Annotated in this window: 10 protein-coding genes; all 10 read right to left on the bottom strand. The window is 38.2% G+C overall.

The window, feature by feature from the left end:
- Positions 1–2: 2 nt before the first annotated feature.
- The 10 genes from AABJ51_RS02285 to AABJ51_RS02240 all read right to left on the bottom strand — a co-directional run bounded on the left by AABJ51_RS02285 (position 3) and on the right by AABJ51_RS02240 (position 16,768).
- A complete protein-coding gene (locus AABJ51_RS02285) occupies positions 3–2,321 on the bottom strand; it encodes a glycoside hydrolase family 3 N-terminal domain-containing protein (RefSeq protein WP_338374239.1) in 2,319 nt (772 codons plus the stop codon).
- Between the two features lie 53 nt (positions 2,322–2,374).
- Positions 2,375–3,532, bottom strand: a complete 1,158-nt coding sequence (locus AABJ51_RS02280; protein WP_338374238.1) for an AGE family epimerase/isomerase — start codon at positions 3,530–3,532, stop codon at positions 2,375–2,377.
- A gap of 6 nt (positions 3,533–3,538) precedes the next feature.
- The gene (locus tag AABJ51_RS02275; RefSeq protein WP_338374237.1) at positions 3,539–4,975 is read right to left on the bottom strand and encodes an MFS transporter; all 1,437 of its coding nucleotides are present in this window, start codon (positions 4,973–4,975) and stop codon (positions 3,539–3,541) included.
- Between the two features lie 75 nt (positions 4,976–5,050).
- Positions 5,051–6,217: a glycoside hydrolase family 130 protein gene (locus AABJ51_RS02270; protein ID WP_134437147.1), complete on the bottom strand. Its 1,167-nt coding sequence runs from the start codon at positions 6,215–6,217 to the stop codon at positions 5,051–5,053.
- Positions 6,218–6,430: 213 nt separating this feature from the next.
- A complete protein-coding gene (locus AABJ51_RS02265; RefSeq protein ID WP_338374236.1) occupies positions 6,431–8,203 on the bottom strand; it encodes an acetylxylan esterase in 1,773 nt (590 codons plus the stop codon).
- Positions 8,203–9,165: a glycoside hydrolase family 5 protein gene (locus tag AABJ51_RS02260; protein WP_338374235.1), complete on the bottom strand. Its 963-nt coding sequence runs from the start codon at positions 9,163–9,165 to the stop codon at positions 8,203–8,205. Before AABJ51_RS02260 ends, AABJ51_RS02265 begins: the two co-directional genes overlap by 1 nt.
- 87 nt (positions 9,166–9,252) lie before the next feature.
- Complete coding sequence (locus AABJ51_RS02255) at positions 9,253–10,383, bottom strand: glycan-binding surface protein (RefSeq protein WP_338374234.1); 1,131 nt, start codon at positions 10,381–10,383, stop codon at positions 9,253–9,255.
- Between the two features lie 33 nt (positions 10,384–10,416).
- Entirely contained in the window at positions 10,417–12,189 is a 1,773-nt protein-coding gene (locus tag AABJ51_RS02250; protein ID WP_338374233.1) for a RagB/SusD family nutrient uptake outer membrane protein, read from the bottom strand.
- A 71-nt stretch (positions 12,190–12,260) separates the two neighbouring features.
- Entirely contained in the window at positions 12,261–15,452 is a 3,192-nt protein-coding gene (locus AABJ51_RS02245; protein WP_338374232.1) for a SusC/RagA family TonB-linked outer membrane protein, read from the bottom strand.
- Between the two features lie 434 nt (positions 15,453–15,886).
- A complete protein-coding gene (locus AABJ51_RS02240) occupies positions 15,887–16,768 on the bottom strand; it encodes an AraC family transcriptional regulator (protein WP_026625656.1) in 882 nt (293 codons plus the stop codon).
- Positions 16,769–17,475: the final 707 nt, after the last annotated feature.

Below are 17,475 nucleotides of genomic sequence, written 5' to 3'. Positions count from 1 at the left end.
TGTTACTCAACTGTAAGAATCACTTTTTCTTTAATATCATTAGAAGAAGCCCCTATCTGCAGCTCGAAGTCTCCGGGTTCGATTACCCTCTTATTATTCATATCGATATACGATAAGTCTTTCGTTTTCAGTTTGAATGTTACCGTTTTGGTTTCATTCGGATTAAGTGCGATTTTCTCAAAACGTCTCAATCTTTTTGTATCAGGCATAACACTCGAATATAGATCGCTCGAATACAATTGAACCACTTCTTTACCAGACACTTTACCTGTATTTCTAACATCTATGGATATGATAATATCATCATTCGAATCTTTACCTATACGCGTACGGTCTATCTTCAGATTGCTGTAGCTAAAGGTAGTATAGCTAAGTCCGTATCCGAAGTGATACTCCGGATTAAAATCACCTTCGTAATTATATACACCTTCACTTCTCTTTTGTTCTTCGGAATGTTTATGATAATATGGTACTAACGAATTAGGGAATGCAGGATAAGTATACGGCAGTTTACCCGAAGGATTTACCTCACCCGCAAGAATATCCGCTAAAGCATCCGCACCAAACAATCCGGGCAGATAAGTCTGCACAATGGCATCTACTTTCGATGATATTTTCGAGATTACACGAGGGCGGCCTTCACTCAAAACAAGTATCACTTTTTTCCCGGTTTTCAACATTTCTTTGGCTAATTCAGTCTGAAGGTCATTCAAATACAAATCATCCAAATCTCCGGGCTTTTCGCAATACGAATTTTCACCTAAGCAAAGGACAATATAATCAGCATTTTTGGCAGCAGCAACAGCTTCATCAAAATGGTCTTTGTATTCTGTGGCATATTCTACAGCATCTGTATAACTAACTCCCGGAACATAACTTACATTTTCTTTTCCGAATTTGGCTTCTACGGCTGATAATATATGATGATAATCTCCGGCAAACTCATCGACTTTTTCTCCTTGCCAAGAGAATGTCCAACCTCCGTTTAATGAACGCTTGCTTACAGCATTAGGTCCAGCAACCAATATTTTAGCTCCTTTGCGGAGTGGTAAGATCTTATTATCATTTTTCAATAATGTAATAGCATCGGCAGCTGCATCATATGATGCCTGTTTGAACTCTTCCGATCCAAAGCGAGGGTAATCCTTTGCATATGTATTAGGAGTGTTAAACAAATCCAGCTTTAATTTCAATACAATAACCCTTGTCACAGCATCATCGATACGAGACATCGGAACCTCACCCTCATTTACCAATTCGGTCAGCAGTGCACAAAATTCTTTATAATCGTAAGGAATCATAGACATATCCACACCTGCGTTTATTGACGCCTTGATGGCTTCTTTAATCGAGGGAACCATACGGTCTCTTGTATATAGCTTATTGATATCTTCCCAGTCTGTAACAATCATTCCATCGAATCCCATATCTTCACGAAGCAGTTTCGTTAAAAGATTATAGCTGGCATGCACAGGTTCATTATTGATAATACCCGAATTGATCATAACAGTATGTACTCCCGCATCTATAGCTGCCTGAAATGCAGGTGCATGATATTCAAGCAGAACCGGCATAGGTATATAAGCAGGTGTACGGTCTTTTCCACTGATGGGAACCGAATAACCGATAAAATGCTTCATACATGCAGCTAGTTTATTCTTGTCGCCAACATTATTATTATCTCCTTCGTATCCTTTAACCAATTCATATCCGAAAACGGATCCTACATAAGGATCTTCGCCAAACCCTTCGTACTGACGAGGAAAGCGAGGATCACTACCTAAATCCAATACCGGAGAAAAATTCCAGGGAACATTACTTGCTCGGGTTTCATAAGCTGCAATTTCGCCCATCTTACGGGCATGAGCAGGATTGAAAGATGCCGCCAATGCTATTTCCTGAGGAAATATTGTCGACCCGGCAGTATATGTACCTCCGTGTATCTGGTCGAGCCCGTATATCACAGGAATTTTGACACGCGTATCATTCATAGCCATATGCTGAATCTCCTCAATAGTTTTAGTCCACCACTGGGGTGTACGAGCACGTGTATTAGGAGAATTGAGAATAGAGCCTATGTGATAATTGACAATCACATCATACAATTTGTCTTTGTCTAATGCCACTGTACTGCCTTGGGGTGTATCTTCACCTTTACATACAGCATCGATACTTACCTGCGACATTTGACCTATTTTTTCGGCTAAAGTCATTTTAGCCACTATTTCGTGTGCCCTCTTTTCTATTTCAGCCTTAGTCTGGGCATGTACTCCGGCTACTAATCCGATTGATGTTGCCATTATTACCAATGTTTTTTTCATACTATTTCGTTTATAAGTAACTCTGATTGATTGCAATTATACAGGCATAAAACCTAAAAATGTTCTATCATTTCCATACACATCCGGCTATTGTGATAAGGACATTTCCAGAATCCGGCTTTATCATCTTTCTTATTGATGCTTCCATCCGGAAGTCGGCTCCATATCCATTCGCCGTTTTGAGTGTCAACCAGATTGTGTTGTATATAGTTCCACAATTTAGCTGCTTTTTCCTGATAGGTATGATCTCCCGAGTTCCGGTAGGCATACATATACCCGACAACTCCTTCAGCCTGAACCCACCAATGACATTCTTTATCCAGATGACTGCCTTTAGATTCATAGATCATACTGCCCGTGGGTTGTAATCCTTCTGTAGCTGCATTAGCAATTTTAATAGATATTTTTTTTATTTCATCCAGTAATGACTTATTGCCTAATACCTCTGCTGCCTCAAACAACAACCACGATGCTTCGATATCATGACCGTAAGATATTGCAGGAAACTTAACATTCCATTCTTCATCGAAAAACAGGTTGAGATGATAATTACTTTTATCTAATATCTTATCCGTAAATATCCTGATCAAACGTTCCTGAGCGATCTTAAGGGCATCATCATCCCATACACGGCATAAATTTGTATAAGGCTCCAGAATGTGCAGATGCGTATTCATAGTCTTCTTTTCGTTCGCATCCTTATCACTCAGTCTCACATCATCAATAGGTCTCCAATCGGCAGTATATGCTTCGAGATATCCACCAAATTGCTGATCATAACATTTTTCGAGCAAATAGAAAAATTCTTTAGCCAATTCCAGTGCTTCTTTATCACCTGTGGCTCGATAAAATTCCGAAAAGCCATACAAAGCAAATCCCTGAGCATATGTCTGCTTTTTAGTATTTACAGGATTTCCTTTACTGTCCAATTCCCAATAAATACCACCGTTTTCCTTATCTATGAAATATGTCTTTATATATTCATATGCCCTTCGCGCAACAATGAGGTATTTCTCGTCTTTTAAGATTCGGTATGCAGACGAAAATGTCCACAATATACGGGCATTCAGTACCGATCCTTTGTTACTCGCGGCATGCAAAACTTCAGTTCCATCTATACGACCATAAAAACCGCCGTTTTCGTGATCCTGCATCTTATCCATCCAATAAGGAAGAATATTATTTATCAGTTCTTCTTTAAATCCCTCCATAGTCGATTACTCCTCTAGTTTTCTTCGTCTTTCAAGTTCTTCGGTTACCTCTTTTACTTTTTTCTCTGATAACGGATAAGCCATCATACCAAAGAAAGCAATAACACAGCAAGCTGCAGGTATAAGGCTTATCATAATACGCTCACCAAAAATAGTATCGGCATTTTGCTGAACAACCTCAGGATTATACTTAAAATAGAAAAGAATCCATCCTGTAATGGCAGCACCTAATGCCCATCCTAACTTCTGAGACATCGATGAAGACGAAAAAATAAGACCTGATGCTCTCCGGTTTGTCTTTAATTCCTGATAATCTACGATATCAGCAAACATACTCCACAAAAGAGGTAAAACATAACCCGCACAAAGCGATGTAATTATTTGCAGCAGAAATATCAATCCGAGCTGATTCGGGACAAAAAAGAAAAGGACACTAAATAATGCAGCCATAGCCATAGCTATCATATATGTTCTTCTTTTTCCGTACTTCGCCGACAAAGATGGAGCTAATATTACCCCAACCAGATTGGCTGCCTGCCCCAACAGAAAATAAACCGTTGTAACATCCCACCCGATAAACGGAACACGATAAGCAACCTGTACATAATCTTTAAAATAATAAATGGCAACACCATCTCTCACTGCATTGAACAACAATGATGCTAATCCAGTTCCTACAAGAATCCACCATGGAGCATTATGAAATAAGTTTTTCAGATCTTGTTTTACTGATGTATTTTCTTCTTTATTTACAGGCTGAACACGCTCACGAGTCCATCTGAAACAAAAGAAAAATAAGATTGAACAGATTACACCGATTGTAGCAACCCCCAAAGTCCATCCTATAGGAGATGTACTGACTGTCGTTTCAGCGACATGCTCGGCTACGGAAAGTTGTGGAAGATTACCGAAAGCTCCGGCATAAAAATCGATCAGGGGTTGAAGCAGCATAAAAGTAATAAAGCTGCCGATAAAAGCAAATGACATCCGGTAAGACGACAAAATGTTACGTTCTTGCGGATCGGGAGACATTACACCCAGTAATGAAGCATAAGGTACATTGATGAGAGAATACACAATCATCATCAATGAATATGTAATATAAGCATATACAAGCTTACCGGTACTTCCAAAATCAGGAACAAAGAAGGTTATCACACCCATTACCGAAAACGGAATGGCAAACCATAATAAATAGGGTCTATACCGTCCCCAGCGAGTCTTCGTACGGTCTGCGGCTATGCCAACAAACAAGTCGAAGAACGAATCCCATACACGGGCTACCAGAAACATAGTGCCGGCAGCAGCGGCTGTTATACCAAAAACATCTGTATAGAAAAATAAGGAATACATGCCGAATATCTTCCAAAACATAGAAGAGGCCATATCTCCAAAGCCATAGCCTACCTTTTCTTTAAGAGTTACTTTGTCTGCGTTTATCATCGGGTATTTTTTTTTAGGATATAAGGGATTGTCTAAAAATAACATCAGACAATCCCTTTATTATAGATGTGTCTTTTACTTCAGGTTTTTCTTTATCAGGCGATTTAAAGTTTGTACAGATGCCGCCGAACGGTAACCGTCCGGTTCTGTATTGAAACAATAGTCGAGCAGCCTGTCAATCGAAGATACCGCCACATGCATGCGGGTATCGCATGATGCATAGTAAATATAAACAGTACCATCATCATCAGCTATCCAGCCATTTGTAAACAATACATTCGAAACATCTCCTACTCGTTCTTCACCCATCGGAGCCAGAAAATGTCCGGCAGGTTCGGCTATTAACTTATCGGGTTGCTCCAAATCGGTCACATAAAGATATAAAACATATCGTAATCCGGCAGCACATGCACGAACTCCATGTGCTAAATGCAGCCAGCCTTTAGATGTTTTTATCGGATGAGGTCCCTCTCCGTTTTTCAACTCCTTGATAGTATGATAATAACGATGATTTATTATTTTTTCGTCTTTAACCTCTGCATTAGTTATATCGTCAACCAATCCCCAACCGATACCTCCACCACTTCCGGCATCAATAAATCCGTCTTGCGGACGAGTATAAAGAGCATATTTTCCGTTTACAAACTCAGGATGTAAAACCACATTACGCTGTTGGCTTTTAGATTTGAGGTCAGGAAGACGTTCCCATGTTTTAAGATCTTTTGATCGTACGATACCAGCCGCAGCTACAGCCGATGATAAATCTCCGGCAGGAGCATCCGGATCTTTCCGTTCAGAACAGAACACCCCATATATCCATCCGTCTTCATGAGCTGTTAAACGCATATCATATACGTTAATATCCGGATTCTCGGTTTCGGGAATAGTCAAAGGATATTCCCAGAACCTGAAATTATCTACACCATTTGGACTTTCGGCTATAGCAAAAAACGATTTGCGATCATCACCCTCAACTCGTACCGCCATCAGGTATTTCCCCTGCCATTTGATCGCACCAGCATTGAATGTACCGTTAATGCCAAACCTCTGCATAAAATAAGGGTTGGTTTCCGGCGAAAGATCATATCTCCAGAATACAGGAGCATGCTCGGCCGTGAGTACAGGATATTTATATCGTTCGTATATTCCATTTCCGGGCAATACCGGTTCGTTTTTACGTGAAATCAAATTTTCATATTCTGCCGTAACAGCTTTCAGTCGTTTATCGAATAGTTCATTCATCATTTAATAAGTATTAAGATCGTTAGACCTATTATTATTTTTTCTATCTATTATCAATTCCAACAAGCAGCAAACACGACTTATAAGCCACAGTATATTATGAATAATAACTCTTACCTAGGTATTTAATGTCGTATTTTAAAGTAATAACAGGCTGTTGCTGTTATGCTTGGATGGACAAATAAAAAGTTTCAAGCCTTTGTATTTGTTTCTTTATGGTTTTTCTACATTTAATTTTTCTCTAAAGAGCTGCATTGCTGCTTCATTAAATTCACGTCCGACACTATGCCCGAATTCAGGAAAAGCCATCCACCATTTTTCTGATTTTACCTGATTGTATGCTGCAAAATTTATATGCGGAGGACAAACGTTATCTTGTACTCCAATGCCCATTATCAAAGGACATTGAATCCACTGAGCAAGATTCTTTATATCGAAATAACTCATCAGTTTATATACATCATTCCATTTTGCCTGAGGATGTTCTTTCATATATACATCAAAATCACTTTTAGGCCATGGAGCTATTCTGAAATAATCGGGATAATCTGATAAGAACGGAATATTAGGAGCTGCAACTTTTACCCGTTTATCCAGTGAAGCCGCAACAAAGGAAAGTGCTCCACCCTGACTTCCCCCACGAACAGCTATTTTATTGCTGTCTATTTCGGGACGGGAACAAACAAAATCCAAAGCTCTCACAACATCCATAAAAGCTCCACGGTAATAATAGTCTTCTTTTTTATCAAGTCCGTAAGTAATCCATGTACCAAAACGGTTTGTCGGTTTATTCAAAGCCTGTCCTCGTATGGATAAAACAAAGTAGGCGAATCCGTCCCACCATTGATTAGGCGGATAAGGGGATGAGCCATACCCCATATATTCCACGATCACAGGAAATTTTCCTTCCCGTTTGGGTTTGGCATAATATCCGCTAATCAATTCATTTTCGAGAGAACGCATTTCCACCAGATATACATCGTAGTCTAATTTCGAATATTCGGGCTGTAATGTCAGTTTATAATCGGGAGCTATTTTAGCTAACTCTTTCAAACTATTATCCCAGAATTTTTTGAAATCGGCTTGAGCATCACTTGGCGAACTGATCTTTTCGGGTTCATATCCTACATTTAATTTTTTCTCGCATGCCAGTTCTCCGTTTCTTCTGAACTGAACTGTATATCTGTAAAATCCGGGAACAGGCTTTGCATATTCAAAGGTGCTTGAATAATGATTATCGGCAGGTATTACTATTTCAAGCGAATCCGCTTTAACGAACTTATAATCATCTGTTGTTAATGTTACGATCAGTCGGCCTTTTACATCCCAAGTATTTTTATTTTGAATCGAAGGAGTAATACGTATAGGAGCATCACCTATAAATATATAATCGGGATCAGCAACAGATACTTTCAGAGACAATTTATCATTGGTTTCCGCAGATGATACCAACAGATGACCTCCGCCTAGAAATCCACCTACTCCCCATCCATCATGAAATTTTACAGCAATAAGATTTTCTCCTTTTAAATTTATATCGTCAGCTGTTACCAGATATTTTCGTTCATTATCGAAATATCCCATATAATCATGAGGAAACTGTCCGGTTTTACCAACTAGTTTTCCGTTAAAATACACTTCGTCACAAGCAGCCAATCTTCCGAGATTCAACACCACCGCACCTTTAGCCTTTATATCCGACTGTAATTTATCGGAGAACGTAATATTCTTCCGATACCAGCCAAATCCACTGAATATTACACCCTGATCTTTAAGCAGCTTATCCATAACCACTTCCTGCCAGGCACTGTCATTATACGAACTATCCATCCATAAACTATCCACACCTTCTCCGGCATGAAAACGCCATGCTGAAGAATAAGTATCAGTTACCGCAGCAGACTCCTGCGCACCACATACTCCGGTAATAAAAATGAATATAAAGCTTGTCAATAACAGCTTTACTGTCATGCCTTTTGTTTTCATTATTTTTCGTTCCTTAATGTTTTCCTAACCAATTGACCCCACTCTTTCAGGTCTTTTTCACCCCATTTATTTATAGATGAATCTGTATTTTTTATCATTGAACACGTTTCGTTCTTATCTGCAATCGACCATGCCACCCAGCTGATATTTTTCTGCTTCATCCATTCAGTCCATAGATTCCATTCAGCAACATCAACAGGTCCATCACCTGTGGCCTCCATACCGGCACATTCAGAAACGAATATAGGTAAGCCTTTAGAGAGAGCATAGTCTGCTTTATCGCGAAAATGCTCTTTATGTGTCGCCGCATAAAAATGAAGGGTGTACATTATGTTCTTATATCCTGCAATCGGAGAATCAGCGGCAACATCCACATCCTGATCCCAGTTGGGAGTTCCCACCAATATTATATTTTCAGAATCAATACTCCGTATCACGCCTATAACTTCTTCTGCATATTTTTTAATCTCTGTCCATGAAAGGTCTACCGGCTCATTAAATATTTCATAGATAATATTAGGATACCCTTTGTACTTTTGCGCTATCTGTGTAAAAAATGCTTTTGCTTCTTCGCTATGGATATGATGGCTATGCCAGTCTATAATAACATACATGTCATTTTTTATAGCAGCATCTATAGCCTTTGTAGCACACTCAATTCCAAAATCAGGATTATCCAGATAAGCACCTTCCGGCTCAACACCTACAGCTACACGTACAATATCGGCTTTCCAATCTTGATGCAGCCAACTGATCGTTTTGTTATTAAAAAATCGAGGCCACCAATTATGCCATCCAAGACTAACACCTCTTAGAGTTATATTTTCGCCATTATTATTAACAAGACTCGTTTCTCTTACAGATAAAGATCCGTTACGGGTAACGACACCCTGCCCATATACAGGAATGACCAGTAACAGCATCAAAAAAACAGCAATATAATTATGATATATTCGTCTCATATTTCATATTGTTAAAATATTGTTGAAGTAAACCGAATAGTAACAGGCTTCAGCCAATGTTACTATTCAATTTACTTGTGCTATTATTTATTTTTTTACTATACGGTAATTACAAATACTAAAGTCGGCATTCACTTCTGCATCAGGTTGATATGTCGAAGTAAAATCATTGTTTCCCTCAACCAGATATGTTCCGTTTGTATTATCGTGAAACAGATCGGTAAGTTCGAGTCGTATAGTACGCCATTTACCGTAAGTGTTCAAAGCCCCGTCTGCACCCGGATTCCATCTATTATCCTGCCGATTACCTCCAATAATTATATTGCCGGAACTTATAGATGCTGAAGATTTAGTATTTATCTCAAACTTGACATAATAATTTTGCGGATTATTTTTGACATCAATATCCGGAAGATTAAATCCTGACCAGAAAATACTATTCCACGACCATGCAGAAAGCTGACCTTTGATTCTAAAGAATTTACCTATCAATGGTTTCGGGTCTCCCGAAGCTTTTCCATCGGTTACATAACCGCCCGACATGCTCTCGATATCAAGGATGGAAGTTCCAGCTTCCCTGAATTTTGCAGTAATCGGAGTCGCAACTTTAGGACTTGACATAGAAAAGACCGATCCATCGGGAGTACCTGTAGGCATTATAAACACAATTGTATCAGCGCTTGTACGTAATGGAGTTATAAATGTTCCTCCCACCGAGAATACACCTTTCTCTACTGACAATTCATACAAGTCTAGGTATTTACCCATAATCTGAACAGTATCTCCTGCCTGAGCAAATTCGTTATAAAAACCTTCTACTTTCAGATCTGGGATTGTTACAGTCAGAGGAAATGTGGTCGTTCCTTTTTCTGTTACCACAGTTACCAGATTGTTGACATTGTCGGGAACCATACGGGGAATAGGCAATGTTATTTGAGTCCTCACCGCATATACAGTAGATAAATCGACCTCTACATCATTAATCTTGATAGACTGTACACCAGCCAGATTATCCCCCTGTAATACAATCATATCGGTTAGAGCTCCTTCAGTTATCACCGATTCAAGATCCCCGGCCTTGCTTATTTTAGTGATAGAGGGTGGTCCATACGATGTTAGTTGATCGTCGTATCCGTCATTATAATTGACAACATCGCTACATGAAGCACAGCAAAGAGCTATGGCCAATAATGCATATATTATTTTTGATCGTTTCATGATTATTTTTCCTTATTTGATTGTTGATTAAGGTTAATTCCAACCAGGGTTATTGGATGTTATAAAAGGATTGGTATCCATTTCTGATTTTGGTATCGGATACAATAAATGTTTCTCAGATCTAGCCTTATTTACATTTACCTCATCGTATCCGCCTATCTTATTCATTACATCGATATAAATTCCCCAACGGATCAAATCCCATCGCCTGTCTCCTTCCAAAGCCAATTCCATCGCTCTTTCTTCCAGAACTGCAGAACGGAATGATTCTTGAGTATCAATATTGCCTGCACCAGTCAATGATTTAGGTGTTGCATTGCTCCTTACTCTCACTTCATTCAGCTTAACTAAAGCCGCAGCCCTAGCGGCACCGCTGTTTTCCACTTCATTTGCAGCTTCGGCATAAATCAGTAAAACATCAGCATAACGCAAGAACGGCCAATTGGCATCGGTTCTTTCCTGAGTATTATCGGTTACATACGAATATTTGGTAAGGAAAGCAATCCATGCAGAAGATACCCCGCTGCGATACTGTTTTCCATCATTAAACGGAGCTACAGGAGCAACCCACTCACCGTTATCATCGGTATATCCTTTTGCTTTCTTTTCCCACTCTTCGGTATTCGGATAGTACGATCCGCCATCACCCCACGATGTGTCATCAGGTTCTCTTACCCAACGATGCATAACACCTTTAGTTATACGATAATCTTTACTTTCGAATAATTTGTACCAATGGTCACGACATCCCCACCATAAACCTGTGGTAATATTTCCTTTTGCATTGTACATTCCCGTATAAGCACGAGAGAAAGTCATTCCATATTTATCGTCTGCAGATATAGTTTGAAGACTCCATATATGTTCAGTTTTATTTTTTGAAGCCTGAGTCCACAAATTATCATACGCTAATAGAGCATAACTCCCATAAACACCTGTAATTACTTCGTTGGCTTTATCACGTGCAAGTGTGAAATATTCTTTCGAATCGAATTTATCGTACCCTTTTACCTGTTGTTTCGAAACAACAAAAGATACAGGATTAGTAAGTACCTTGTCATTACCATTCATTGTATATGCTGTACCTCCTTTCACGGTAACATTGCCACTTGCCAAAGACGCGGAACCTATAGTTACATATACTTTAGCCAAGAGTGTAGCTGCTGCTCCGGCAGAAGCACGCCCTTCGGTAAATCCCGAATCGGTATTTTTATACATCATAGTTTCTGCATCTTTCAATAAACTGATAATGTGAGCATAAACTGTTTCGATAGGTTGGCGGGGCTGGAATACATCTCCTCCATTGTTTACTGTTTTTTCATGAATCGGAACATCACCAAATGCTCTTACTAACAGAAAATATGAATAGGCTTTTAAGAAATAGAGTTCACCGAGAGCATTACTTTTTACTCTTTCGGATACATTCTTCATTTCATTTATATTCTCGATTGCCAGATTAGCCCGATGGATTACCGAATATGGCTTAGTCCACATAGCCTCGGTATAATCGTTGTTCTGGAAATTACCGGCACCCAATGAACCAAACGACCAATCGGGCCCCGTCATATAATCGCAGTCGAATTCGATAGCCGGAGGAAATACATTCCAGCGAAACATATCGTCGGATAATTTACTGTATGTACCTATTACCCATTGAGCCGCACCATCGTCGGAATCCTCTATATCTTTAGGTTCTATAAAATCAAACTTCTTTTCGTCCAGCATATCTTCACATGAAGAAAAAGCGGTGATCAGAAAAACAGCCAGACTGACCGATTTTATTATATTTAGATAGTTCTTTTTCATGTTTTTGTTTTTTGATTTTGTCGATTAAGGTCTCAGACCTGTTTATTATCGCTTTCAAACACAGTATTGAATTAAAAATCAAGTTTCAAACCTATTGAATAAGTTCTGCTGCTTGGATAAGAATAAATATCAACTCCACGGCGTGAAGAATCGCTACCGAAAGCATTTACATCCGGGTCGAACCAGCTGTAATCTGATATTGTAAACAAGTTTGTAGCACTTCCATAGATATAGATATTGTCGACACCCTTAAATTTAGGTTTAAACGAATATCCTATATTTAAGTTCTTTAATCTTAGGTAAGATCCGTTCTCTATATATCGATCAGATACCAGCATGGTTCTGTTGTACGATGCGACAGCTTTAGGCCACAATGCACCTTCTTTATTTTCTTCTGTCCATCTACTATTATAGATATCGGTAGGGATGTTAGCGATATTACCCATCTTTACGTCGAGCAAGTTTCCGTTGAAAATATCGTTTCCGACTGATCCCTGAAAGAAGAAGCTCAATGTAAATTGTTTCCATTTAAAATTATTAGTTAACCCGAATATAAAGTCGGGATTAGTATCTCCGATTATCACACGGTCGCTTTCGTTAACTACTCCATCGTGATTTACATCTCTGTATTTGATTTCGCCAATCATCGATTTTACCTTGGCATCACTAGCGTTGGCATATTGAGGATCGGCTCTCACTTCGGCCGCATTGTCATAAAATCCATCTTCCACATATCCATATATAGCTCCGATAGGTGCTCCATTACGGCGGATAAAGATGTTATCTGCCCCGTACCACAGGCGTTCGGAGAAGCTATCGCCGTTCAAACCTCCAATTTCATTTTTATTGAAGGAAATATTAGCATTAATATCCCAACTGAAATTTTTATTGGAATAAGGATAGAACTGACCTGTGATTTCCAATCCCTTATTAGTTACCCAACCCGAATTCATCCACATATTAAGGAATCCTGAACTCGATGGGATTGCGACATTCTGTAACAAATCATTAGTTTTCTTATAATACGCGTCTATCGTGAAGTTAACTTTACTGTTTAATACCGAAATATCAAGCCCGGCATTATACTGATCTGTTCTTTCCCATTTAAGAAGTCTGTTCAGAGCGCCACGCCAGTCTACTTCGGCAAATCCACTAGTAAGTGCTCCTCCTACAGGATAGTTAGCCGGAGTCAGATACTCCATTGTTTGGTATGAACTTACACCCTGATTACCAGTTTGTCCGTAACTCAATCTCAGTTTCAGATTATCAAATATCTTCAGATCCTTAATAAGCTTCTCGTCTGAAATTCTCCAAGCCAATGCCCCTGAAGCAAAGTTGGCAAACTTATGACCAGATGTTAATTTGCTTGAACCATCGCGACGAAAAGATACAGTTGCTATGTATTTACCATCGTATGAATAGTTAACACGTCCTAACAACGAAACCATAATAGCTTGTCCCCGATTCGTAACCAAAGCTCCTTTATTTAATCCTGCCGACAAGTCGTAATATTCTGTGATATCATTCGGGAAGTTAGTTGCAGTCATCGATTTACCGCCATAGTTAGATTGCTCGTAAGTAAATCCGCCAACAGCATTTAATGTATGTTTTGTATTGAATGTTTTATCGAATGTAAGCAATGATTCGGCAGTAGTACTGTACCACCAATTATCACTCTGTCCGCCCTTTCCTTTGGCATCACGCCCTTCCTGAGTCTGCCTGTTATAATAAGTGAACCTGTTATTTCCTGAATATCCCAATCCCAAATTCTGACGGAATTTAAGACCATCCATAAATTTAATTTCGGCATAAGACGAACTGAATACATTATTGGCTTTCAGTTGGTCTTTGGCTGTATTTACATATATAAGCGGATTAGACGCAAGCCAATTAAGTTCATCCGATTCGGTACGGGTCATGTTCGGTCCGTAAGTTGTAGGAAACAACAAGGCTGAACGGATAATACTATAGTCATATGCATTTGACTTGGCAAAATCGGTAGTAGAATTAGTATAATTGATATTTGTACCTATTTCCAACCAGCTTCTGAGTCTGCGTCCGATGTTCGTACGCAAAGCATACCGTTTGTAACCCGAATTTTTAATAATACCGCTTTGGTCGGTATAATTTCCTGAGAAAGCATACCAACCGGCTTCATTAGCACCTGAGACACTGAGGTTATATTCTTGAGATGCTCCGGTCTGATAAATTTCATTTTGCCAGTTAGCTCCTTCTACCAAAGTTTCATTTCCATACTGGTCTTTTCTTATTCCATAATTATTAAAATCTTCAGGAGAAGGGTTATAAACACCCGAACTTGTTATTATCTCTCCATTCAGATATTGATATTGCCATGTTCCTGAATAAGGAAGTGTAGTATAAGGTATACCTTCGTAATTGCCGCTATTTACAGTTTGTTCATTTATATAACGTGCATAAGTAACCGGATCTAGCATTTTTACTTTTTTACCGATCTTCGATACACTAAAGTTGGAAGTAAACTCGATTTTGTTGCTCCCCTTTTCTCCTTTTTTAGTTGTGATAAGTACAACCCCGTTTGCTCCACGAGAACCATAAATCGCTGTAGCAGAGGCATCCTTCAGAACTTCCACGGATTCAATATCATGCGGATTTATAGCAGCTAGAGCATTCGCCGTCTGATTATTATTATCATTAGCAGAACTGGTTGGTGTAGCAGCCACATCGTAAGGTATTCCATCCACGATATAAAGAGGTTGTGAATTTGTCGAGAAAGAGTTTGTACCACGAATGGTAATCGAAATTCCAGCTCCGGGAGCTCCATCATTCTGGCTTACCGATACTCCGGCCAATCGTCCTTGCAGAGCCTGATTGATACTCGATGTAGGATTTCCTTTCAGCAGGTCTTCACTCTTTATTTGTCCTACAGAACCCGACAAATCTCGTTTTTTCATTGTACCGTAGCCAACAACAACAATTTCGTCGAGTATTTTATCGTCATCACTCAATGCTATGTTAATATCTTTAGCCGATTCAACTTTAACAGTTTGAGTAGTCATACTAAGAAAAGAAAAAGAAAGGATATCTCCTTTTTGAGCATTGATAGTGTATTTGCCATCAAGATCAGTCATAACCCCTGAGTTCTTCTGGGTTTTGACTGTAACTCCAACCAAAGGAGAACCATCCTTTGCATCGGTCACTTTTCCCTTAATTTGCAGATTTTGAGCAAATACCAAAGCTGGTATCACACAAAAAAAGAATAATAAATTAAAGATTTTCTTCATGATTCATGGTTTAATAATATGTAATATGAGATTTAAACTTAACATTAGTTTATTTATGACAAAATTATACACAAAGTGCATAAAAAAACAAATACTATTTTATCTATTAGCGATAGTTTCTTTGCAAAAAAATACAACTTAAAAATAAGAAAAAGCACGAAAAAGAAAGTAAAACCAATATTTTCAGGAATAATACAGAATAAACATTGCAATAAATACAAAACAAAGAACAGATACTTTTTTATCTACTCCTATGTCAAAAAAGTATCATTTACTTTAATCACTATTCACTAAAAAACATACTGAACTATAGCTAAAGACTAGATTATCTTCAACTCATAAAATAAGCACTCATCATATACAAGTGGATGGATATATAATTTCTGTATAAGTTTGTTTTCGAATAAGACACCGATATGGTAGTTCTTATATTATCAAAGAAAATATTTAGACTCTTTATAATTTTCCCTGAACTCACGGGGAGTACAGCCTTTCTTCTTTTTAAAAATACGGTTAAAATTCGACAAATTATTAAATCCACAGTTTGTGCAGATTTCGGAAATACTGTAAGTTGTATCAATTAGCAAACGGGCGGCATGCCCCAATCGGATATCATTAAGAGAATCTATGAAATTCCGACCTGTACGCTTTTTCAAAAAACGGCTGAAGGCAACCTCCGTCATACCTATAAGGTCAGAAATGTCTTTTAACTTTATTTCTTTTTCATAATTTTCTTTCATATAATTATAGACACGTTCGACCCGTCGGCTGTCATATTTTTGTTCCCCGTCATTAAAAGTACGGCTCGACAATTCCCGCATTGACGGTGAAAGAGACAAATCATATAAAATCCCCCATAATTTCAATACAGAATGCACACCATCATTCTCGGACGCCAAAGAATACAAACGGTCTTTTATCCCTTGTATAGTGTCAGCTGAAAAAGTTATCCCGTAAGAAGCCCTGTCAAACATTTCCTTAATCGACCTGAACTGATTTTTCTGTAACAACTGATCATTCAGCAAATCTCCATGAAACTGAATGGTTATTTCTTTTATTTCGTCCGACTCACATTTATGGTTCAGCCAGGCATGTTCGAGTTGTGGATTGGCAATGAGAGCAAGTTCGAGATTTTCTATTAATTCGATACTATCACCAACAATGCGTTTGGTACCTTTTCCGTTCTCTATGAAGTTAAGTTCATATTCGGCATGAGTATGTATAGGGAAAGTAAACTCTTTCTTTACCCGTGAAAATATCATAAAACAGTCTCGTTCCGATAAGGGAGTAACTTCTCTTAAAACCGATGTTTTCATAATTGAATTATTTTAGATAATGAGACCTGTATTTTGAAATATCCGTCTAAATTACGAGAAAGTATTAAAACGACAAAAGACCATTAAAGTCTCAAATATTTTCATTGCTTTTGTAAGCATCCGATAAACAAACTGTTATAGCTTTCTAATTATTATCTGAGAGAGTAATAACTTTCAACATATTTTATTACATATTTTATCTATAGTGAAAGAGTTTTGAAAGAAATGTTTTTTTATAAAAAACAGACAAGATCTTTGAATGACAGATAACATATAATCACGAAAAGAAGAAAAAGCCTCGATAAAAAGTTACAGTTTCAATGTTACCTTTGTTACCTTTTTCGACATGCCCCCAAACTCCTAAAAGGGCTTTCCGAGCGACAGCAAAAATCCCCTTTAGTGGATAAGGGTAAAATATAAACAACAGAAGGTGTACATAAAGTATGTGACTTTTGTAACCTTTTTAGAGTTCATTATTAGTTTTTTCTTTTCGACTCTCGGTATGTATAAGTAACAGAAAGTATATAATGATATGTCTTCTAATTATAACAGGCTCTCTATTTATAATTGTTACCTAGATGTAACCAACTTACCAATCTGTGCCTTCTTGTGTGAATAAAATAAATACAATACCTTTGATATACAAAAGTAAGAAAGTTACATATAGTAAGCAACAGTAAATATTTAATAATATATTACACATCAAC

This window comes from Indolivaga capnocytophagoides (genome assembly GCF_036511535.1).
Classification (GTDB): domain Bacteria; phylum Bacteroidota; class Bacteroidia; order Bacteroidales; family Dysgonomonadaceae; genus Dysgonomonas_A; species Dysgonomonas_A capnocytophagoides.
The sequence above is the reverse complement of the archived record's forward strand: the minus strand, read 5'-3'. Positions and strand labels throughout refer to the sequence as shown.

What these genes read in the sequence shown, in the direction of transcription:
- AABJ51_RS02285 (WP_338374239.1), bottom strand. Translation starts at nt 2,321, where the DNA reads ATGAAAAAAACATTGGTAATAATGGCAACATCAATCGGATTAGTAGCC.
- AABJ51_RS02280 (WP_338374238.1), bottom strand. Translation starts at nt 3,532, where the DNA reads ATGGAGGGATTTAAAGAAGAACTGATAAATAATATTCTTCCTTATTGG.
- AABJ51_RS02275 (WP_338374237.1), bottom strand. Translation starts at nt 4,975, where the DNA reads ATGATAAACGCAGACAAAGTAACTCTTAAAGAAAAGGTAGGCTATGGC.
- AABJ51_RS02270 (WP_134437147.1), bottom strand. Translation starts at nt 6,217, where the DNA reads ATGAATGAACTATTCGATAAACGACTGAAAGCTGTTACGGCAGAATAT.
- AABJ51_RS02265 (WP_338374236.1), bottom strand. Translation starts at nt 8,203, where the DNA reads ATGAAAACAAAAGGCATGACAGTAAAGCTGTTATTGACAAGCTTTATA.
- AABJ51_RS02260 (WP_338374235.1), bottom strand. Translation starts at nt 9,165, where the DNA reads ATGAGACGAATATATCATAATTATATTGCTGTTTTTTTGATGCTGTTA.
- AABJ51_RS02255 (WP_338374234.1), bottom strand. Translation starts at nt 10,383, where the DNA reads ATGAAACGATCAAAAATAATATATGCATTATTGGCCATAGCTCTTTGC.
- AABJ51_RS02250 (WP_338374233.1), bottom strand. Translation starts at nt 12,189, where the DNA reads ATGAAAAAGAACTATCTAAATATAATAAAATCGGTCAGTCTGGCTGTT.
- AABJ51_RS02245 (WP_338374232.1), bottom strand. Translation starts at nt 15,452, where the DNA reads ATGAAGAAAATCTTTAATTTATTATTCTTTTTTTGTGTGATACCAGCT.
- AABJ51_RS02240 (WP_026625656.1), bottom strand. Translation starts at nt 16,768, where the DNA reads ATGAAAACATCGGTTTTAAGAGAAGTTACTCCCTTATCGGAACGAGAC.